This window comes from Saccharopolyspora sp. SCSIO 74807, assembly GCF_037023755.1.
Lineage (GTDB): Bacteria > Actinomycetota > Actinomycetes > Mycobacteriales > Pseudonocardiaceae > Saccharopolyspora_C > Saccharopolyspora_C galaxeae.
In genome coordinates, this window is record NZ_CP146100.1 from 4,592,439 (window position 1) to 4,612,254 (window position 19,816).

General features: G+C 70.2%; 26 protein-coding genes. 22 read left to right on the forward strand and 4 right to left on the reverse strand.

Annotated elements, in window-relative coordinates; all coding sequences use genetic code 11:
* Positions 1-33 precede the first annotated feature (33 nt).
* Positions 34-669 carry a glycoside hydrolase family 25 protein gene (locus V1457_RS21005; protein ID WP_295145184.1) on the reverse strand — a complete coding sequence of 212 codons (636 nt, stop codon included), beginning with the start codon at positions 667-669 and terminating at the stop codon, positions 34-36.
* A gap of 203 nt (positions 670-872) precedes the next feature.
* Between V1457_RS21005 and V1457_RS21010 the strand changes: the two genes are divergently transcribed.
* Positions 873-1,622, forward strand: coding sequence for an SDR family oxidoreductase (locus V1457_RS21010; protein WP_295145187.1), 750 nt, complete (start codon positions 873-875; stop codon positions 1,620-1,622).
* 77 nt (positions 1,623-1,699) lie between these two features.
* Here the strand turns inward: V1457_RS21010 and V1457_RS21015 are convergent, their stop codons facing one another.
* On the reverse strand, positions 1,700-2,416 hold the full coding sequence (locus V1457_RS21015; RefSeq protein WP_338596222.1) for a hypothetical protein: 717 nt from the start codon (positions 2,414-2,416) through the stop codon (positions 1,700-1,702).
* Between the two features lie 90 nt (positions 2,417-2,506).
* Between V1457_RS21015 and V1457_RS21020 the strand changes: the two genes are divergently transcribed.
* The gene (locus V1457_RS21020; RefSeq protein WP_233627506.1) at positions 2,507-2,812 is read left to right on the forward strand and encodes a hypothetical protein; all 306 of its coding nucleotides are present in this window, start codon (positions 2,507-2,509) and stop codon (positions 2,810-2,812) included.
* 345 nt (positions 2,813-3,157) lie between these two features.
* Complete coding sequence (locus tag V1457_RS21025) at positions 3,158-3,598, forward strand: FHA domain-containing protein (protein ID WP_200070525.1); 441 nt, start codon at positions 3,158-3,160, stop codon at positions 3,596-3,598.
* Positions 3,599-3,674: 76 nt separating this feature from the next.
* Here the strand turns inward: V1457_RS21025 and V1457_RS21030 are convergent, their stop codons facing one another.
* Positions 3,675-4,541, reverse strand: coding sequence for an SDR family oxidoreductase (locus V1457_RS21030; protein WP_295144084.1), 867 nt, complete (start codon positions 4,539-4,541; stop codon positions 3,675-3,677).
* A gap of 294 nt (positions 4,542-4,835) precedes the next feature.
* Between V1457_RS21030 and V1457_RS21035 the strand changes: the two genes are divergently transcribed.
* From V1457_RS21035 to V1457_RS21080, 10 genes are all read left to right on the forward strand, one after another.
* Positions 4,836-5,369, forward strand: a complete 534-nt coding sequence (locus V1457_RS21035; RefSeq protein ID WP_295144081.1) for a hypothetical protein — start codon at positions 4,836-4,838, stop codon at positions 5,367-5,369.
* Positions 5,362-6,450, forward strand: coding sequence for an SRPBCC family protein (locus tag V1457_RS21040; protein WP_338596226.1), 1,089 nt, complete (start codon positions 5,362-5,364; stop codon positions 6,448-6,450). The genes V1457_RS21035 and V1457_RS21040 overlap by 8 nt, the downstream gene beginning before the upstream one ends.
* A 6-nt stretch (positions 6,451-6,456) precedes the next feature.
* On the forward strand, positions 6,457-6,873 hold the full coding sequence (gene gvpJ, locus V1457_RS21045) for a gas vesicle protein GvpJ (protein WP_200070521.1): 417 nt from the start codon (positions 6,457-6,459) through the stop codon (positions 6,871-6,873).
* Positions 6,870-7,643: a GvpL/GvpF family gas vesicle protein gene (locus V1457_RS21050; protein ID WP_338596228.1), complete on the forward strand. Its 774-nt coding sequence runs from the start codon at positions 6,870-6,872 to the stop codon at positions 7,641-7,643. The genes gvpJ (V1457_RS21045) and V1457_RS21050 overlap by 4 nt, the downstream gene beginning before the upstream one ends.
* Before the next feature lies 1 nt (position 7,644).
* Entirely contained in the window at positions 7,645-7,896 is a 252-nt protein-coding gene (locus V1457_RS21055; protein WP_200070519.1) for a gas vesicle protein GvpG, read from the forward strand.
* 6 nt (positions 7,897-7,902) lie between these two features.
* Positions 7,903-8,226 carry a gas vesicle protein gene (locus V1457_RS21060; RefSeq protein ID WP_200070518.1) on the forward strand — a complete coding sequence of 108 codons (324 nt, stop codon included), beginning with the start codon at positions 7,903-7,905 and terminating at the stop codon, positions 8,224-8,226.
* Between the two features lie 62 nt (positions 8,227-8,288).
* Positions 8,289-8,645: a gas vesicle protein gene (gvpJ, locus tag V1457_RS21065; RefSeq protein ID WP_200070517.1), complete on the forward strand. Its 357-nt coding sequence runs from the start codon at positions 8,289-8,291 to the stop codon at positions 8,643-8,645.
* A complete protein-coding gene (locus V1457_RS21070; protein WP_200070516.1) occupies positions 8,638-9,408 on the forward strand; it encodes a GvpL/GvpF family gas vesicle protein in 771 nt (256 codons plus the stop codon). The genes gvpJ (V1457_RS21065) and V1457_RS21070 overlap by 8 nt, the downstream gene beginning before the upstream one ends.
* A gap of 50 nt (positions 9,409-9,458) precedes the next feature.
* Positions 9,459-9,659, forward strand: a complete 201-nt coding sequence (locus V1457_RS21075) for a gas vesicle protein (protein WP_295138926.1) — start codon at positions 9,459-9,461, stop codon at positions 9,657-9,659.
* Positions 9,652-9,957 (forward strand): gas vesicle protein K, encoded by a 306-nt coding sequence (locus V1457_RS21080; RefSeq protein WP_200070514.1) that lies wholly within the window; start codon positions 9,652-9,654, stop codon positions 9,955-9,957. Before V1457_RS21075 ends, V1457_RS21080 begins: the two co-directional genes overlap by 8 nt.
* 65 nt (positions 9,958-10,022) lie before the next feature.
* Here V1457_RS21080 and V1457_RS21085 read toward each other — a convergent pair whose 3' ends face one another.
* Positions 10,023-10,628 (reverse strand): TetR/AcrR family transcriptional regulator, encoded by a 606-nt coding sequence (locus tag V1457_RS21085; RefSeq protein ID WP_338596230.1) that lies wholly within the window; start codon positions 10,626-10,628, stop codon positions 10,023-10,025.
* Between the two features lie 189 nt (positions 10,629-10,817).
* On the opposite strand from V1457_RS21085, the gene V1457_RS21090 reads away from it, so the two are divergent.
* Genes V1457_RS21090 through V1457_RS21130 form a run of 9 tightly spaced genes read left to right on the forward strand, consistent with a single transcriptional unit; the run spans position 10,818 to position 19,800 of the window.
* On the forward strand, positions 10,818-11,624 hold the full coding sequence (locus tag V1457_RS21090) for an ABC transporter permease (RefSeq protein WP_200070512.1): 807 nt from the start codon (positions 10,818-10,820) through the stop codon (positions 11,622-11,624).
* A complete protein-coding gene (locus V1457_RS21095; protein WP_200070511.1) occupies positions 11,624-12,469 on the forward strand; it encodes an ABC transporter permease in 846 nt (281 codons plus the stop codon). Before V1457_RS21090 ends, V1457_RS21095 begins: the two co-directional genes overlap by 1 nt.
* Entirely contained in the window at positions 12,469-13,692 is a 1,224-nt protein-coding gene (locus V1457_RS21100) for an MCE family protein (protein ID WP_200070510.1), read from the forward strand. Before V1457_RS21095 ends, V1457_RS21100 begins: the two co-directional genes overlap by 1 nt.
* Positions 13,689-14,693: an MCE family protein gene (locus tag V1457_RS21105; RefSeq protein WP_200070509.1), complete on the forward strand. Its 1,005-nt coding sequence runs from the start codon at positions 13,689-13,691 to the stop codon at positions 14,691-14,693. Before V1457_RS21100 ends, V1457_RS21105 begins: the two co-directional genes overlap by 4 nt.
* Positions 14,690-15,688, forward strand: coding sequence for an MCE family protein (locus V1457_RS21110; protein ID WP_338596231.1), 999 nt, complete (start codon positions 14,690-14,692; stop codon positions 15,686-15,688). The genes V1457_RS21105 and V1457_RS21110 overlap by 4 nt, the downstream gene beginning before the upstream one ends.
* On the forward strand, positions 15,685-16,776 hold the full coding sequence (locus V1457_RS21115; protein ID WP_338596232.1) for an MCE family protein: 1,092 nt from the start codon (positions 15,685-15,687) through the stop codon (positions 16,774-16,776). Before V1457_RS21110 ends, V1457_RS21115 begins: the two co-directional genes overlap by 4 nt.
* Positions 16,773-17,819 (forward strand): MCE family protein, encoded by a 1,047-nt coding sequence (locus tag V1457_RS21120; RefSeq protein WP_338596234.1) that lies wholly within the window; start codon positions 16,773-16,775, stop codon positions 17,817-17,819. Before V1457_RS21115 ends, V1457_RS21120 begins: the two co-directional genes overlap by 4 nt.
* Positions 17,816-19,015, forward strand: coding sequence for an MlaD family protein (locus V1457_RS21125; RefSeq protein WP_338596235.1), 1,200 nt, complete (start codon positions 17,816-17,818; stop codon positions 19,013-19,015). The genes V1457_RS21120 and V1457_RS21125 overlap by 4 nt, the downstream gene beginning before the upstream one ends.
* Positions 19,015-19,800 (forward strand): VirB8/TrbF family protein, encoded by a 786-nt coding sequence (locus V1457_RS21130; protein ID WP_338596237.1) that lies wholly within the window; start codon positions 19,015-19,017, stop codon positions 19,798-19,800. The genes V1457_RS21125 and V1457_RS21130 overlap by 1 nt, the downstream gene beginning before the upstream one ends.
* The last annotated feature ends 16 nt before the right edge of the window (positions 19,801-19,816 follow it).

Consider the following 19,816-nt stretch of genomic DNA (forward strand, 5'->3'; position numbering starts at 1 on the left):
GGACCAACAGTCCGTTCACTCCAGGGCTTCGGCCTAGCCGAGCAGGGCCGCGAGCTCCTCGCGGGTGCCGCGGAAGGCGTTCGCGTCCACCGGGGACTGCTCGGCCACGGTCGCGGAGCTGGTGAACTGCAGGACGGCGACGCCAAGGCCGCCGTAGCCGCCCCACTGCGCGTCGTAGAAGTCGCGGTAGCGCTCGTAGATCTCGCTGGCGTAGCCGCCTTCGTTGCTCGCGTAGCGCGAGTACCACAGCGCGGGCAGCCCGGTCAGGTCCGGCGAGCCGATCTGCTCCCAGTACCAGCGCGGCAGGTACAGCAGCGGGGAGCGGTACCCGGCGGCCACCAGCCGCCCGATGATGTCGCGGGACAGGTCGGCCCCGCCTCCGCCGTCCTCCACGTCGAGGATCACCGGCACGTCGGCGGGCACGGTCGCGGTGATGTGCGCGGTCTGCGCCTCGGCGCTGGAATCGCCGCGCTGGTAGTGGTACGCGGCCACCAGCAGCCCGGCGGCGCGTCCTGCTTCGAGGTTGGCGCCGAACCGGGAGTCGACGAACGAGCTGCCCTCGGTGGCCTTGAAGAACGCGAAGTCGAACCCTTCCGCCCGGGTGCGGGCCAGGTCGAACGCGCCTTGGTGGTGGGAGATGTCGATGCCGTAGAGCACAGCGGGCCTCACCTAGGAAGAGTTTGCGGATGGTGCGCGGATCGCCGTTGGTCAGGACTTGCGATCAAGCTAGCGGATCGGGCGTGCCGGGTGGGGCGTTTCGGAGGATTCGGACCGAAATGACCGGTGCGCGGAGACCGCGAGCCCCCAGGTTGGCCCACTGCCGACCGGGTTTCCTAGGGTTATCGCGCAGGTAGTCGAGCAGGGGAGTTCACGTGGCACAGACCGCCGTGGTGACCGGAGCGAGCAGTGGGATCGGTGCGGCGACCGCCCGCAGGCTGGCAGCGGATGGTTACGACGTGGTGGTGGCGGCCCGCCGCCAGGACCGGCTGGAGTCGCTGGCCGCCGAGATCGGCGGACGCGCGCTGGCGCTGGACGTGACCGACAAGGACTCCGTGGCCGCGTTCGCCGCCGAGTTGGACGACTGCGCCGTGCTGATCAACAACGCCGGTGGCGCGTGGGGTTCGGAGTCGGTCGCCGAGGGCCACGCCGAGGACTGGCAGCGGATGTTCTCGGTCAACGTGCTCGGCGTGCTGCACGTGACCCAGGCGCTGCTGCCGCTGCTGCGCGCCGGGGGCGGCGGCACGATCGTGAACCTGACCTCGACCGCCGCGTACGTGAACTACGAGGGCGGCGGCGGTTACAGCGCCGCCAAGCACGGCGCGCACGCGCTGACCGAGACGCTGCGGCTGGAGCTGGCGGGCGACCCGGTGCGGGTGATCGAGATCCAGCCGGGGATGGTGCACACCGACGAGTTCTCGGTGAACCGCTTCCGCGGTGACCAGGACAAGGCCGACGCGGTCTACGAGAACGTGGACCGGCCGCTGACCGCCGATGACGTCGCCGGGGTGATCCAGATGACGGTGGCGCAGCCGCTGCACGTCAATGTTGATCGCCTGGTGCTGCGTCCGGTGGCGCAGGCCGCGCAGCACAAGGTGCACCGCGGCCCGCTGTTCGAGGACTGATCCCGGGAGCCCGCCCGAAGCGGCCGGCGGCTCAGTCGCCGGTCCGCTCGCGCGCCGCGTAGCGCTCGGGGGTCGCCTCAGCCGTCCGCGCGGTTCGGGCGCGGCCGCCAGTACTGCTGCTTCTTGCGGTCGTGCACCAGGTATCCGGCGCGGGCGAGTTCGGCGCGCAGCTGCGCCGCCTCGGCTCCGTGCCGCTTGGCGAGCGCGTGCTTGCGGGTCCGCAGCAGCGAGTTCGCTCGCACCCCTACATCCGGATCGTCCTCGGCCCACAACCGGTACTCACCGGCGTGCGGGTCGCCTTGGCTCCACCGGTATCCGTGCGCCCGGAAAGCCTCGCGCAGCGTGTGGACCGGGATGGCGGTGGCTTCGTGGGCGAGTTCGTCCCCGTCGTCGTCCAGCAGCACCAGCGTTCCGCCGCCCGCGAACGCCGTGCGGACGCAGGTCCCGTCGATCGTCTGCGCGGGCCGCCTCCCGCGGCGCAGCTCCACGCCCTCGGCCGTCACCGACACCGCGAGCCGATCAGTGGCCATGTAGGAGGCGAAGCCGAGCCCGGCGACCATCCCGAAACCGGCCACCGCGAGCGTGCCGTGCGGCTGCGGCAGCGAGGCCACCAGCTCGAACGGCCCTTGGAACGGCGCCCACGGCAGCCCGGCGACCCAACCGGCCAGCAACGTCACCAGGCAGCCGAGCAGCCCGCCGGCCACCGGCAGCCCGATCCAGGCGCCGTAGCGCCGGTAGCTCGGCTCGACGGCCACCGTCGCGGTCTGCTGCGCCGGGGCGGAGTTGCGCGTCATGCACCCGATTATCCGAGCGGACGCCCGGTTCATCGCGGGCGGGGGTTGGTCAAGTGGCGAACCGGCCGCAGCGCCTGTGCAATGAGCGGCATGAGGACATCGCGGTGGGTAGCCACAGGATTTCTGCTCGTGTGCACGGCCGGAATGCTGGGGGCGACGACTCCGGCGGGAGCAGGCGGGGAGATCACGGTGACCGGCAAGGTCCAATCCGGGGTCGAGTCCCGCTGCATGGTGCTCCCCGCGCAAGGCCGCTCGCCGTACCTGTTGCTCGGAGGGGATCCGGCGGTGGTCAAACCTGGTGCGCACCTGGTGGTGCGTGGCCATCCGGAACCCGGCGCGCCAACCACGTGCATGCAGGGGACCCCGCTGCACGTGAGCGAGGCGCATCCGGCTTAGCCCGGACGAGGGGGGTTGAGTCGGAAGCGCCGGTCGGGGGCCGGTCTGCCGTGGTCGGGGCGGCAGACCGGCCCCCATTTTCGCGTCCGCGGCGGAGATCCGGGGGACTGCAAGGCGCCTGCGGCCTGCCGCTCGCGCCGACCGCTCACGAAATGTGAGTGACGGGCTGGGGATCGGCCTTCAAAAGCACGGTGTCGGCGCCGTTGAGGATTCGTTGCGTGCTTGACCAGTGACCTGGTGTGTCCGATGACACCCGGCTCAGGACCAAGTACCCGGTGAAATAATCCGTTCGAGCGGCCACTCTGGAACTGCACGATCCGAGTGGTCCGCGCAAGGAGAACGACGATGATCCGAACCCCGTACGGCGCCCCGAAAACCCCGTTCGACCAAGCTGAGCGGCAGCACACCGCGGGAACGGTCCAGGTGCCCGCGCCGCGGGCCGATCGGCCGGGCACCGCCGAGGTGCCCGCGCAGCAGGGCGGGCCCCGCAGCGAGGTGGCCGCGCTGGTCGTCGCCCGCGGGGCGGACAAGGGCTCCGAGTTCCCGCTGGCGGGCGCGTGCACCGTGCTGGGCAGGCACCGCGATTGCGACATCGTGCTCGGTGACGTCACGGTTTCGCGCTACCACACCGAGATCCACCGCGTTGGCGACCAGTTCGTCGTCGCCGATGCCGGTTCGCTCAACGGCACCTACCTGAACCGGCACGTGGTGGATCGGGCCGAACTCTCCGACGGTGACGAGATCTGGGTGGGCAAGGTCCGCTTCACCTTCCGCTCCGGCCGGTGAGACGAGGCCGAAGCGCACGGGGCGGGTGGCTGTGCCGCCCGCCCCGAATGCCTGGCTGCGCGCCGCTTTCGGCCGGTCAGCCGGGGTGGGTTTCGCCGCCCACCGGGGCGAACACCTCGCCGGTGTAGTAGCTGGAAAGCCGGTCCGCGGCGAAGAACACGTAGGACGGGGCGATCTCGTCCGGTTCACCGCGCCTGCCCATCGGGGCTTGCTCGCCGAACCCTTCGACCTTCTCCGCCGGCATCGTCGACGGGATCAGCGGTGTCCACACCGGACCGGGTGCCACGCAGTTCACCCGGATCCCGCGTCCGGCGAACGATTGCGCCAGCGACTTGGTGAGCGTGTGCACCGCGCTCTTGCTGGCCGAGTAGTCCATCATCGACTTGTTGCCGCGAAGTCCGTTCACCGAGCCGGTGTTGATGATCGAGCCGCCGTCGCCCATGTGCGGCAGCGCGGCGCGGATCACCCAGAACGGCGCGTAGACGTTGACCTTGAAAGTGCGGTCGAACTGCTCGTCGGTGATCTCGGTGAAATCGCTTTCCACGGCTTGCGTTCCGGCGTGGTTGACCAGCAAATCGATCCCGCCGAGCTCTCCGGCCACTTCGGTCACCAGATGTTCGCACTCCGAGCGCGAGCCCAGATCTCCTTTGTGCAGCGAACAACGCCGCTGCTGCGCGGTCACGAGCCCGGCGGTGTGCCGGGCGTCGTCGTCCTCGGAGTCGCCGAAGTAGACGATCGCGACGTCGGCTCCTTCCTTGGCGAACGCGGCCGCGACGGCCCGGCCGATCCCGGAGTCGCCGCCGGTGATCAGGGCGCGCTTGTCCTGCAGCAGCCCGCGTCCCTCGTAGTCGCGCATCTCGTCGCGCGGTCGCGGCGTCATCTCGCCGGTGGCTCCCGGCGGTTGCTGCTGCTGTGCGGGGACGCTGGTCTGTTGGCGGGTCATCGGATCCCCCCGTCTTCGGCGATCGGACGCGTGCGGTTCAGGCGTTGGCCGCGAGGCGGGATCGTTAAACCCGCTCGAAGATTCGCCGGCCGCCGGGGGAATCGATTTCCGAAGCTGATCCGCTTGGTGTGCGGCGGAATTCGCTCTCGATCCCTATGTCGACGAGCTTCGTTGGGAGTACTGTCGAGAAGAACCCGGTGTCCGCGCAGCGGTCCGGCCCCGTGACTGTCCAAAATGGATGATAACGATCTGCCGCGCACGACGCGGAATCGGTGATTCGGGAGGAGGTCGGTGATGCGGACGCAGGTCGCCGCAGCGGTGGCGCTGGGCTACTTCCTCGGGCGTACCAAGAAGATGAAGCTCGCCATCACCATCGGCGGGGTACTGGCCGGGCGTCGGTTCGGCACCGACCCGCAACAGCTGTTGCGGCAGGGGGCGAAGGTGCTGTCGTCCTCGCCGGGGCTGAGTTCGGTAACCGAAACCGTGCGGGGCCGGCTGGCCGACGCGGCGAAGGAAGCGGCCACTGCGGCGCTGTCCGGTCGCATCGATTCGCTCGGCGACAGCCTGACCGAACGTGCGGCGAAGCTGCGCGGCACCGGTGGCGGAGAATCCGGCGAGGAGTCCGGGCGTCGCGAGTCCGATCCGACTTCCTCGGCTGCCGAGTCGGCGCCCGATTCCGGCACCGAACGACCGCGCGCGCGGTCGTCGCGCCCGCGGCCGGAGCAGGCGGCGCGTTCCCGCGCGCAAGACCGCCCGCGCCCGGAACAGGCACCGCGGAGCCCTTCGGAGGCACGTCCGCGCAGCAGGCGGGGAGGCGATGATGGCTGACCGGCGCGATCAGGAATCCGGCTCCGGGGCGGAGGCACAGCCGCTGGAACACCTCAAAAGCGCCGCCCAGGACCTGCTCACCGCCCTGGTGGAGCGAGTCGCGGGCTCGGCGGGCAAGCAGGTCGAGCAGCTGACCGATCGGCTCACCGACTACGCGGGCGACGGCGGTGGACCGGGCCTGATGGCCGCGGTGACCGGTGGCAAGAAGCTCGCCGAGGGCAGCGGGCCGTTGAAGGCGGCGCTCGGCGCGGGCACCGAGGCGGTGAAGCAGGCCGCCGGCGGTGGCGCGGGCGGCGGCGGATCGTCGGGCGGCAGCGCCAAGGTCGTCAACATCGTCGAGCAGAACGACGTCGGGCTGCCGCTGCGGGTGGTCTACGACCAGTGGACCCTGCTGGAGGATTTCCCCGGCTTCACCCGCAAAGTCGAAAGCGTCGAGCAGGAATCCGACGAGAAGGTCAACTGGCGCGCGCAGATCTTCCTGTCGCACCGCAGCTGGCAGTCCACGATCGTGGAGCAGGTCCCGGATTCGCGGATCGTGTGGACCTCCACCGGCTCGAAGGGTTCGGTGGACGGCACGGTGTCCTTCCACGAGCTCACGCCCACCTTGACCCGGATCCTGCTGGTGCTCGAGTACCACCCGCAGGGATTCTTCGAGAAGACCGCGAACCTGTGGCGTGCGCAGGGACGCCGGGTGCGTTCGGACTTCAAGCACATCAAGCGGCACATGATGACGCGCACCATCCTCGAACAGGACGAGATCGAGGGATGGCGCGGGGAGATCCGCGACCGCGAGGTGGTTCGCAGCCACGACGACGCGGTGGCGGCCGAAGGCGAGCAATCCGAGGGCGCGGGACGCGACGAGTACCGGGATCAGGACGAATACCCGGAAGACGATGCGTACCGCGACGACGAGTACGGGGACGACGAAGGCCGGCGTGGCGAGTACGGGGACGGCGAGTACCGCGAGCGCACCGACGAGGACTACGCGGACCGCTACTCGGACGAGGAGTACGGCGACGACGAGGACGAGCCCGCGCCGACGCCGCGCCGTTCCCGGATGCGCACGCGCCGAAGCAGGTGATCACAAGTGACGGTGGCGAACGCGCAAGGCGGATCCGTCGAGCGGGGATCGGCGGGGAACCTGGCCGACGTCGTGGAACTGATCCTGGACAAGGGCTTGGTGATCGACGCTTTCGTGCGCGTCTCACTGGTGGGCATCGAACTGCTCACGGTGGACGCCCGGATCGTGGTGGCCAGTGTGGACACCTACCTGCGGTTCGCGGAGGCGACCAACCGCCTCGATCTGGATCAGAAGGGCGGCAAGGACCTGCCGGAGCTGATGCAGAGCATGTCCGAGGGCGTGACCCAGGGCGGCGCGCAGGGCAAGACCAAGGGCGTGCTGGACGCGGCCAAGGACAAGTACGACGAGATCCGCACCGAACAGGAACCGGAGCGCGAGCCGGCCCGGCCGCGGCGCGAACGGGGCAGGGAGCGCGAGCGATGACCGCGCAGCGAACTTCGGACACCGGCAGAGCCTCGGTCACCGCGGGCATCTACGTCTACGGCATCGTGCGCGCCGAGGTGCCGGTGCCGGACGACCTGCCGACCGTGGGCGGAACCGATTTGCGGCTGGTGCGTTCCGGCCCGTTGGCGGCGCTGGTCAGCGAGGTCGACTTGGACCGGCCGCTGGGCCTGCGCGACGACCTGCTCGCGCACGAAGGCGTGCTGGATGCGGTGGCGGCGGATTCCACCGTGCTGCCGCTGCGTTTCGGCGGCGTGGTGCAGGACTTGGCGGCGGTGCGCAACGAGCTGCTGGCGGGCAACCAGGACGACTTCGAGTCGATCCTCGCCGAACTCGACGGTCTCGTGGAATTCACCTTGCACGGCAGCTATCTCGACCAGATCCACCTGCGCGAGATCGTCGGGGACGATCCGGAGATCCGCGGCCTGCGCGAGGAATTGCAGGGCGTGCCGGAGGATTCCGGGCACGCCGCGCGCGTCCGGTTGGGCGAGCTGGTCAGCGCCGCGGTGGGGCGCAAGCGGGAGCTGACCGTCGGAGCCGCGGTGGCGGCGCTGTCGCCGCACTCGGCGGCCACTTCGGTGCGCGAGGTCAGCGGGCAGGACGATGCGCTGAGCGTCGCGCTGCTGGTCGACCGCGATCGGATCGAGGACTTCCAGCGCGCCGTCGACGAACTCGGCGAGGACTTCGCCGGTCGAGTCCGGTTGCGGCTGCTGGGGCCGTTGGCCCCGTACGACTTCCTTCCGGAGGACTGACATGGGTCTGTTGAGCGGAATTCTCACCGCGCCCATCGCCCCGGTGCGTGGCGTGGCGTGGATCGCCGAGCGCATCCGCGAACAGGCCGAGCGCGAGTACTACGACCTCGGCGCCATCCAGCGCGGCATGGCGCGGGCCGACGAGCTGCTGGCCGCCGGAGAGATAACCGAGCAGGAGCGCGACGAACTGCAGGACGCCTACCTGTCCCGGTTGTTCCAGGCGCAGCGGCGCAGGCAGGCGGGGCAGCGGTGATCCGCGGTGGCGGGCACGGGCGAGCAGCGGGGCGGGCGTCCGCGACGGCCTCCGCCGCAGGACGAGTCCCCCGCGCCGCAACGGTTGCGCGCGTCGAAAGCGGCCCGGCTGGCCTTGACGCAGCTGGGGGAGCTGATCGGCAAGGAACCCGAAGGCGCGACCTCGGTGCAGCGCGGCGAGCACGGCTGGCTCGTCGGCGTCGAGGTCGTCGAGATCCGGCGGGTGCCCGCCACCGCGGACATCCTCGCGGTCTACGAGGCGGAACTGGACGAGAACGGCGAGCTGGTCGGGTATCGGCGCACCGCCCGGTATCCGCGGGGCCAAGGGTGAGCGGCTCCACCGCGGGCGGCAGGTGCCGCGGCGCGGACGAAGTGCGGTGAGCGGAGGCTGCGATGACCGACAGCGGCGGCGCTCGTGCCCCGGCCTGGCACTCCGGCGGCGGCAGGCCCGCGCAGCAGGACGGCGCGAACCTCGCCGACATCCTGGAGCGGGTGCTGGACAAGGGCATCGTGATCGCCGGGGACGTGCAGGTGAACCTGCTGGACATCGAACTGCTCACGATCAAGCTGCGGCTGGTGGTGGCCTCGGTGGAACGGGCCAGGGAGATGGGCATCAACTGGTGGGAGTCGGATCCGGCGCTCTCGGCGGAGCACCGCGAGCTCGCGGCTGAAAACCGCGAACTGCGCGACGAGGTGCGCAAGCTGCGAGACGGGGAGGACGCCGCGCTCGAGGAGCACGACCGTGACTGAACCGATGACCTACCTCTACGCGATCAGCCGCGAGCCGCCCGCGCCGGAAGGCATCAGCGGCATCGGCGGCGAGCCCGTGCGCGTCGTGCCGGGCGAGGGCATCACGGCGCTGGTGAGCACGGTCGACGCGGCAGACTTCGGCGAGCGGGGACTGCGGGAGCACCTGGAGGACGTGCGGTGGCTGGAGGAGACCGCGCGCGCCCACAACCGCGTGGTCGACGCCGCCCGGACACCGATCGCGCCGCTGGGCCTGGCGACGGTCTACCTGTCCGATGACCGCGTCCGGGAAGTGCTGCGCGAGCGCGGTGCGCATTTCCGCGCGGTGCTGGATCGCGTCGCCGGCCGCACCGAGTGGGGCGTTAAGGCGTACGCGGATCCGCCCGCCGAGGAAACACCGCCGCAGGAACCGGAATCCGAACGGCCGGGCGCGGCGTACCTGCAGCGGGCCCGGCGGCGTCGCGAGTTCTCCGAACGCTCGTGGGCCGACGCGGTGCACCGTGCCGAGCGGTTGCACGCGGACTTGGCCGCCTTCGCGCGTGCCAGCAGGGTGTTGCCGCCGCAGGACCGCGACCTGGCCGGTTACACCGGCCGGATGCTGCTCAACGGCGCTTACCTGGTCGACGACGAGCGCGGCGACGAGTTCGCCGGAGCGGTGACCGGCTCGGCCGACCGGGTGGGGCTGCGGGCCGAGTTGACCGGGCCGTGGCCGCCGTACTCGTTCGCCACCCTCGAGGACGAGGAGAACGCCGGAGGCCCGCGGTGACCGGGCCGGAACCGCAGCTCGGGGCGCTCGCCGAGGCGGGCGGCTCGCCGGTGCGGGCCACGCGGGAGATCGCGCTGGTGGACCTGCTGGACCGGTTGCTGGCCGGTGGGGTCGTGCTCACCGGGGACATCACGCTGTCGCTGGCGGGCGTCGACCTGGTGCGGGTGTCGTTGCAGGCGTTGATCACCTCGGTCCGGGAGAGCGAGGGCATGACCGGCCTGGCGCCGCGTGTGGAGTCCGGTGATGGCTGAGCAGGAACCGCACGCCAGGGAGTTGCCGCGCCGGATCGAGTCGGATTCCGAGTCGGTGCAACGCGACCTGTTCAAACTCGTGCTCACCATCATCGAGTTGCTGCGGCAGCTGATGGAGCGCCAGGCGCTGCGCCGGGTGGACACCGGTGAGCTCGGCGACGAGCAGGTGGAGGACCTGGGGGTGGCGCTGCTGCGGCTGGAAGAGGCGGTGACCGAGCTGCGTGAGCGGTTCGACATCAGCCCCGAGGAGCTCAACCTCGACCTCGGTCCGCTCGGCCCGCTGCTGCCGCGTGACTGAAGCGGCCTGCGACCGTGCGAATGTTCCGGCACCGGACCTTCGTCCGTCCACTTCGGACGTAGGGCTCACTCCGCCCCGGAGGAACGAGCGAGCCGCTCGAAGTGCTCGTTGAACACTCGGCGGGCGCGGCGCCGCAACCGGCGGCGCGCGGCCGGGTCCGAACCCGCCAGCAGTCCGGTGCCGACCACGAGCGCGCCCAGCACCCGGACCTCGTGCGGCAGGTCCAGGCCGGTGGGCAGGTCGCCGTCCTCGACCGCTTCGGCCAAGTGCTGCTTGAGCAGCGCCCGCCAGACCTCGTAGCCGTCGCTGAACCCGCCGTCGCGCTCCTCCGGTGCGTGCGACCAGAACGCCAGCCACACCTGCCAGCAGGTGAGCTGCTGCTCGTCCACCGGCAGCAGTCCGTGCACCGCGCGGCGCACCGCGTCCAGTCCGCGCCGATTGCCGACGGAGTCGACGACCCGTTGCGCCGCGACCTCGCCGTTGTGCCGGAGCACCGCGGTCATCAGCTCCGCCTTGTCGTCGAAGTAGTGCGTGACCGAACCGGTGGTCACCCCTGCCTCGGCGGCCACCGCGCGCATCGTGGTGGCCGCCGCGCCGCGGGCGGCGACCAGGCGCCGGGTGGTCTCCACGAGGTGCTGGCGCGATCGGGGATCGCGGATCCGCTTGGCCACTGGCGCACCTCTCGTCCTCGCCTCGCGCGGGTGTCGGTCGCGCAACCCCGGTACGCGGTCGCGCTTCGCGAACCCACTGCACAACAGGGTGCGGGACCCGGGGAAACACGCGTAACAACTGTTGCGTAACTCATGCTACGCAACACTCGTTCTAGCCGGTGCAACGCCGCCCGCCGAAGGGAGCCACCGATGGCTCTGGAGATCCCGCCGTCGCGGGGCGCGTTCGCGGACGCGGCGACCCAGGCGGGGCTGCTGGTGGAGTTCGCTGTCACAACCCTGTTCGCAGGGCTGCGAGCGCTGGTCCGCGGTCGCCTGTCCTGGCGGGAATGCCTGGCTCAGGGGTGGTTCCTGGCTTCGGTGAGCACGCTGCCCGCGGTGCTGATGACCATCCCGCTGGGCGTGCTGGTGGCGGTCAACATCGGGGCGCTGGCCGGGCAGCTCGGCGCCGAGGGCTATGCGGGCGCGGTCGTGGCCTTCGTCGTGGTGGGGCAGGCTTCGCCGCTGGTGTGCGCGCTGATGATCTCCGGTGTCGGCGGCTCGGCGATCTGCGCCGACCTCGGGGCGCGCAAGCTGCGCGAGGAGACCGACGCCATGGAGGTCATGGGTATATCCACTGTGGAGCGTCTGGTGGTGCCCCGGGTGCTGGCGGCGGTCGTGGTGACCGTGCTGCTCGACGGCGTGGTGATGGCGATCGGGATCAGCGCGACGTTGTTCGTGCACGTGCTGATGGGTGGTTCGGCGGGCGGGTTCCTGGCGACGCTGACCGCCTACTCCGATCCGGGCGCGTTCCTGGTGGCCGAGGTCAAGGCCGCGGCGTTCGGCGTGCTGGCCGCGCTGGTGTCCGCGTTCAAGGGCTTGACGGCGAAGGGCGGTCCGAGCGGTCTCGGCGATGCGGTCAACGAAGCCGTGGTGATGGCGTTCGTGATGGTGTTCGTGGCCAACGTGGTGCTCACCGAACTGCATCCGCTGCTGCTGCCGCCGAAGGGCGATTACTGATGGCCGCTCCGCAACCGCGCAGCGCCCAACCGGTCCGCAAGTTCGTGGACGTGCTGGCCGGGTTCGGGATGCAGGCCACGTTCTACCTCCGGGCGATCGTCGCGCTGCCGCGCGCGCTGCTGCACTACCGCAAGCACGTGGCCAGGCTGGTCGCGGAGATCAGCTTCGGGGCGGCCTCGCTGTTCGCCGGTGGCGGCACCATCGGCGTGATCTTCGCGATGTCCTTCGTCGCCAGCACGCAGGTCGGCCTGGAGGGCTACCGCGGGCTCGACCTGATCGGGCTGACCCCCATGTCCGGGCTGATGTCGGCCATGGTCAACACGCGCGAGCTGGCGCCGCTGGTGGCCAGCATCGCGCTGGCGGCCAAGGTGGGCACCGGGTTCACCGCGCAGCTCGGCGCGATGCGCATCGCCGACGAGGTGGACGCGTTGGAGTCGATGGCGGTGCGGTCGTTGCCGTTCCTGGTCAGCACCCGGATGGCCGCGGCGTTCATCTCGGTGGTGCCGCTGTACCTGGTGGGCCTGTTCGCGTCCTACATCGCCACGCGGGTGGCGGTGGTGCACCTGCAGGGCCAGTCGGGCGGCACCTACGACTTCTACTTCCAATTGCTGCTGAGCCCGTCCGATGTGGGTTTGTCGCTGCTGAAAGCCGTCGTGTTCGCCATGGTCGTGACGCTGGTGCACTGCTTCTACGGCTACTACGCCACCGGCGGGCCGGAAGGCGTTGGGCGCGCGGCGGGGCGGGCGTTGCGCACCAGCATCGTGGCGATCACGTTCACCGACATGCTGCTGACCTTGCTTTTCTGGGGGCTGAGCCCGAGCCTGCCCGCGCTGGGGGTGCAGTGATGGCGGACCTCATGCGCGGCGGGGTGAGCAGGCGGTCGCTGGCGGTGCGCGGCGCACTGGCCGTGGTCGTGGTGCTCGGGGCGGTGGTGCTGTCCGCATCCGGCGGTGCCGAGCTGTTCAACGGCGCCCCCACGGTGACCTCGACCGTGCCCGCCGAGGCCGGTCCGGTGCGGGCGAACTCCGCGGTGCGCTACCGCGGGGTGGTGGTCGGCGAACTGTCCGAAGTGGAGGCCGGGACTCGCGGTTCGCGCCTCACGCTCCGCATGGAACCGGCAGAACTGGATTCCGTGCCCGCAGGCGTGCGGTTGCGGATCCTGCCGAAAACGCTGTTCGGCGATCAATACGTCGATCTGGCGGGAGATTCGTCGACCGGACAGGGCAGTTTGCGACCGGGGTCGGTAGTGGCGGCCGACGACACCCGCGGCACGGTGCAGATATACCGGGCCTACACCAGGATGTACGGGCTGTTGACCGCGCTGCGGCCCGCGGAGTTGCAGACCGCGTTGACCACCATGGCCGACGTGTTGCGAGGCCGCGGTGCGGAGATCGGCCGGACGATCGACACGCTGCACGACCTCTCCGGACGCTACGATCCGCAGCGCACGATCGGGAACATGTCCGAAATCGCCGGGCTGAGCAAGCAGCTCGCCGACGCGTCGCCGGACCTGCTGGCCACTTTGGACGATGCCGTGACGTTGTCGCGCACGATCGTGGACGAGCGCCAGGACTTGGCGAACCTGCTCAGCGCCGGGACCGCGCTCACCGCGGAGTCGCAGCGCTTCCTCGACGACAACGCCGCCAAGGCCATCGAGGTCGTGCACACCATGGAGCCCTCCTCCGAGGTACTGGGCGCGAACGCGGACCAGCTCACCGCGACGCTGCACAACCTGCGGGATTTCACGGGCAACGCCAGCCGTACCTTCAAAGACGACCGCTTCCACATCCGCGCGCCGGTCACGCTCGAAGACCCGCAGCCGTACGGCCCGCAGGACTGCCCGCGCTATCCCGGCCTGGACGGGCCGAACTGCGCGCAGCCCACGCCACCGGCTCCGCGGTTCGGCGGCACCGTCGGCCCGATCGGCACTGAGCAGGAGAAGCGGGCGCTGGCCGATCTGGTACCGCCACCTGCGACGGCTGGACCGTCCACACCGGACATCGACACCGATGTGGCGGGCCTGCTGTTCGGGCCGGTCGTGCGCGGAACCCGGGTGGTGGCGCCGTGAACATCGCCGGTCCCGCAGTGAAGTTCACCGTGTTCGTCGTCGTTTCCGTGCTGGCTGCGGTGCTCGTGGTGAACACGCTCAACCATCCGCTCGAAGGCGGCACGCGCACCTACCGGGCGGTGTTCACCGACGCCCAGGGCGTGCAGGAGGGCAACGAGATCCGCATCGCCGGGGTGCGCGCCGGGAAGGTCACCGACGTGCGGCTGCGCGATGCCCGGGCGCTGGTGACCTTCGACGTGCTCGACGACCAGCCGTTGCCCGCCACGTCGAGCGCCGTGATCCGCTACGCCGACCTGCTCGGCGGCCGGTACATCGCGCTCGATCCGGGTGCGGGTGGCGGCGAACTGCGGGAGGGCAGCACGATTCCGAGCTCGCGCACCCGGCCCGCGCTGGAGCTGACCTCGTTGCTCAACGGCTTCAAGCCGCTGTTCGATTCCATCGACCCCGGGCAGGCGAACCAGCTGGCGCACGAGCTGGTGGCGGTGTTCCAGGGCGAGTCGGGCACCTTGACGTCCCTGCTGCAGCGGGTGATCTCGGTGACTTCCGGGCTGGTCGAGCGCGACCAGGTCATCGGGCAGTTGCTGGGCAATCTCAACACGGTGCTCGCCACGACCAGCGAACATCGCGCGGACCTTGAGCAACTCATCGTCCGGTTAGGACAGTTGAGTTCCGCGGTGGCCCAAGACCGGGGACAGATCGCCGAGGCCCTGGACGCCGGCGGCGCGCTGGCGAACTCGGTGGACGGATCGTTGCAGCAGATCACTCCGAACCTGACCCGCGATGTGGACGCGCTGCGGCAGATGACGAGCGGGTGGGTGGCGAACGAGCAGCGCTTCGACGCCGCCGTGCAGGGACTTCCCGAACTGGTCACGAAGCTGAACCGGACAATGGATTACGGCACCTGGGTCAACATCTACGTCTGCAACCTGCGGTTGAGCGTCGGTGGTGCGCGCGTCGACCTCGGTGCGGCGCCGCTGCCGCATTCGGAGGTGTGCCGATGAGCCGCCGCAACCGCTTCCGGAACAACCCATTGGCGGTGGGCACGGGCGGAATCGTCGTCCTGCTGCTGTTGCTCGGGACGGTGGTGGCGGTCCCGCAGCTGTCGTTCCGGCTGCGAACCCGCGAGTACACCGCGGAATTCGCGAACGCGGCCGGGCTCACCACCGATGCGCAGGTGCATGTCGCGGGTGTCCCGGCGGGACGGATTAGTGCGATGGAGCTCGCCGGTGACCGGGTGCGGGTGCGGTTCCGGCTGGACCGGTCGCAGCGTCTCGGCGAGGCGACCTCGGCCTCGGTCCGGCTCGCCACGGTGATGGGCACCCGCTACTTGGCGATCGAGCCGGCGGGGATGGGCGAATTGCCCGCCGGGGCGGTGATTCCGCGTGACAGGACGCGAGTTCCGTACAGTTTGGACGAGCTCGGCTCGGACGCTACCGGCACCACCGAAGAACTCGACCTCGGTGCGCTGCGCGGAATGATGCGCACGTTGCAGCAGACGACTCCGGAGGATCCGGAACTGCTCGGCCGGGCGCTCACCGGCATCAGCGGCGCTGCCGAGCTGGTGGGCCGGCACGATCAGCAGCTCGACCAGCTGCTGCACGGCGCCCGGTCGACCACATCGGCGCTGGTGTCCCAACAGGACACGCTCGTGCAGCTGCTCGGTGACGCGGACGTGATCACGCGGACGCTCAGCGAACGACGCGACACGATCCGACAGCTGATCACCGACGTGGAGTCGCTGACCTCCCAGCTGGATGGTTTTCTGGCGGACAACTCCGCGAAGCTCGGCCCGCTGCTGACCGACCTGCACGCGATCACCGCGGCGCTGCGCCGCGATGAGCGGGCGATCGGGGAGACCATCGCGAAGCTCGCCCCCGCCGGGAAGTCGCTGGCGAACGCGACCGGCAACGGATCTTGGGGCGACGTCTCCGGGCCCGCGGGACCGTTGCCGGACAACCTGTTGTGCGTGGCCGGACTTGTCGAGGGGTGCCGATGAGCCGGAAATCGCGAATCGTGGCCGTGGCGTGCGCGGTGGCACTGCTGATCGCCGGTGGCTGGTACACGCTGCTGCGGCCGCAGCGGGTGCACACCGTATCGGCGGATTTCGCTACTGTGGACGGAATCTACCCGGGCAACAAGGTCCAGGTGCTCGGTGTTCCGGTCGGAGTGGTGAGATCGCTGCAGCCGCGCGGGCCGGTCGTCCGGGTGACCATGCAGGTGGAGCCGGAAGTCAGCATCCCGGCGGGCGCGCAGGCGTACATCCTGAGTCCGGCTTTGATCAGCGACCGGTTCGTGGAACTCGGTCCCGGCTACACCGGCGGGCCGAAGCTGCCCGAAGCCGCGGTGATCCCGGCCGAGCGAACGCACTCGCCGATCCGCTGGGACCAATTGATGTCCTCACTGGACACCGTGGTCGGCGCGTTCGGCCCGGACGGGCTCAACAAGGGTGGCGACCTCGGTTCGACGCTGCACCAGGCGGCCACCGCGGTGGACGGCAAAGGCCCGCAGGTGCGCGAAGCGATCGATCGGCTCGCCCGCGCGACCGACGTGGTCGCCGGGAACCGGGAAGAGCTGGCCGGGCTGATCGGCGATTTGGACGTGCTGGTGCGCACCCTGACCGAGCATCGCGCCACAGTGGACTCGTTGTCCGCGAACGTGCAGCAGGCCGGCCAGGACTACGGCGCGCAACGGCTCGACCTCAACCGCACCATCGGACGGCTTTCCAGGGCGTTGACCGAAGTGGACGAGCTGGTCCGGGAGCACGGCGATGAGATCACCGGCAGCGTGCACGACCTGGCGGGCACCACCGGTCAGGTCGCCGCGCAGCGGGAGGCGCTCGGCGAGGTGATGACGATGCTGCCGCTGGTGTTCGGCAACTTCAGCCGTGCGGTCACCGAGGACGAACGGCTCCGGATCCGGCTGAACATCTCCAGCAACCTTTCGCAGTTCCCCGCCACGGCACGGCTCTGCGACCGGATTCCGGTGCCGTTGTGCTCGGGACCGGGCATCGTGAACCCGATTCCGTTCCCGCCCGACCTCGATCCGCTGCGCGCGCTGGCCGGCAAGCAGGGAGGTGGCGGATGAGCAAGGCGGTCAAGGCCTCCGCCGTGCTGATCGCGGTGCTGCTGACGAGCTCGTGCGGCCTGAGCCTGCACAATCTGCCGCTCGGCCGTGCAGCCGGGGGAGATTCCTACCGCGTGACGGCGGTGTTCGACGACGTGTCGAACCTTCCGATCGGGGGAGCGGTCCGGGTCGGCCAAGCCACGGTGGGCAAGGTCAACCAGTTGTCCACAAGGGACTTCAAGGCGTTCGTGGTGCTGGATCTGGACAAGAACGTCCCGCTGCCCCGCGACACCGCGGCGCGCCTGGAGCTGACTTCCGCGCTCGGTGAGCAATTCGTCGCGCTGGAACCGGGACCGGATCCGCACCCGCTCGGCGAAGGCGACCGGTTGACCGAGACCTCGCGCGGCCCGGACTTGGAGAACACCTTGGCCGCGCTGGGCACCGTGCTCGGCGGCAGCGGCCTCGACCAGGCCCGCACCGTGGTCACCGAGCTCAACACCGCCATCGGCGGCCGGGAGCGGAAGGTGCGCGACCTGCTGCACCGGCTCGACGAGCTGTTGACCGAAGTGGACTCGCATCGCGCCGAGTTCGACACCACGATCGACTCGCTGCACCGGCTCTCCGCCGAGACCGCGGCCAACACCCCGCTGCTGGAGTCCGCGCTGCGCGACCTCGACCCGGCCGTGCAGACCTTGCTGAGCCAGCGCGGGCAATTCGAGCAGCTGCTGAGCAAGGTCACCGAACTCGGGCGCAGCAGCGACGCTGTGGTCCGCGAAGCCGGGCCCGCGTTCACCAGGCAACTCGACCAGTTGCGTCCGGTGCTGGATTCGCTGGCCGGGTTCAACGGCGACGTCGCGGGCACGCTGGACCAGTTGCGGCTGTTCCAGCAGCGCCTCGGCGGAGCGATCCCCGGCGACTACCTGAACCTGGACGGCACCCTCGACGTGGCAGGAACCTTGGTTCCGTTGCTGACGGGGCGGAATCCGCCGTTGCCGCCCGGATCGCCCGCCGCACCGACACCGCCCGGTGATGCCACCGGACTGTTGAGCGGAGGTACCCGATGAACCGCGCGGTGCTGGTCCAGCTGTCGATGTTCGTGGTGATCGCCTTGGTGTGCGCGGGTTTCGTGTTCAACACCGTCCTCGGTCCGCAGGCCGTGCGCGCGCCGATCCGGGTGGCCGTGCGCCTGCCCGACGCGGCAGGGCTCGCTCCGACCTCGCAGGTGACCTATCGGGGTGTGCGCACCGGAACGGTCGGGGACGTTCGGATCGACCGGGCAGGGGCGGGCGTGACGCTGGATCTGCTGCTGGATCCCGGTAGTCGCGTTCCGGCCGATTCCACCGCGCGGATCAGCATGGACACCCCGATGGCGGTGCAGCACCTCGACCTGCAACCGGAAACCGACGGCCCACCGTACCTTTCGGACGGTGGCGAGATCCGCGCGGAACGCACCAGTGCACCGATGCCGTTGGAGACGCTGCTGGTGCACACCATGCGGCTCGCCGACAGCATCGATCCGCACGACGTGCAAGTCCTCTCCGAAGCTGCCTCCACCGGGCTGAACGGCACTGCTCCGCAGCTGCAGCGCGTCCTGGACGGAACTCGCGATCTCACGCAGCTGGCCGCGCGGCAGGAACCGAAGATCACGAACCTGATCGAGCACGGGCCGCAAGCGCTCGGTCCCGCTGAGGACCTGCCCGAACTCGCCGCGTCCATGCGCGACCTCGCCGATCAAGCGGGCGCGCAGGAGCCGCGGATCCGGCAGCTGCTCGATACCGCGCCCGGCACCGCCACCGAAGTGACGAAGCTGCTGGCGCAGAACCAGCAGGCGGGTTCTGCGCTGCTCGGCAACCTGCTCGGCACTTCGCAAGTCCTCGGTGCACACGTCCCGGCGCTGAAGGAGACGATGACCGCGCTGCCGCGGGGACTCGGCGACTTGGGCAGCATCGTGCACGGCGATGTCGCGGACTTCTACCTCGTGGCCGCACAAGGCCCGGTTTGCTACTACGGCACCGAACGCCGGATGCCGACCGAGACCGGCCCGCGCGAGCCGCAGCTCGGCTGGAACTGCCCGTCCGGGCCGGGACTGCAACAACGCGGCGCCGACAGCGCACCGCGTCCGGGTTCGGCGACGGGCGGGACCACCTCGGCGGTATCGCCTTCCGCACCCGCACCGGAGCCCGCCCCGGCAGGCGCGGGTCAACGGCAAGTTCTGGGGCCACGACCGTGGTCTTCGATGTTCACCCAAGGAGTTCGATGATGCTCAGCGACCGAGCGGACCTCGATGGCAAGCGCCGCGCGGCGGACGATTCCGAGCCGGACGAGGCGGCTTCGGGTCAACGGCCATCGGTGCCGGAGACGCGTGCGGACGCTGCCGAAGGCGGGGCCGTGCACGTCGCGGCGGCGGATGATGTGACCACTGTGGATGAGTCCGATCCCGGATCGGAGGTCGCAACGGCGCCCGCCGCAAGCTCCGCAGCGGAAGAACGGTCGAGCAGCGCGGAAAGCGTAGCGGGGTCCAGTGTGGACTCGCGAGCCACCGAAGGCCGTTTCCGCCGGTTGTTCTCGGCACTGCGCAGACCGCCGGTCTTGGCGACGACGCTGGTCGTCCTGCTGCTGGCCGCCGGGCTCGCCTACACCGGAACGCAACTGTGGCAGCGCGACGCGCAGGACTCGGCGCGGGAGAGCGCGATCGCTTCCGCGCGGCAGTACGCGCTGGCGCTGACCAGCTACGATCACCGCGACCTGGAGGGGAATTTCCGCACCGTCACGGACAATTCGTCGCCGGCCTTCGCGCGCCAGTACAAGCAGGTCAGCGACGGGCTCACCCAGCTCATCCAGCAGTACCAGGCGACATCTCGCGGCAACGTGCTCAACCAGGGCGTGGTCGAGGCGGACGAGGACCGCGCAGTGCTCGTGCTGTTCGTCGACCAGAGCATCACCAACACCAACAACCCGCAGCCGCGGGTGGACCGCACCCGGATGCAGATGACGCTGAGCCGTCCCGCGGACCGCTGGCTGATCGAGGACGTCCGGTTGGTGTGAGGAGTCCATTCGGGAC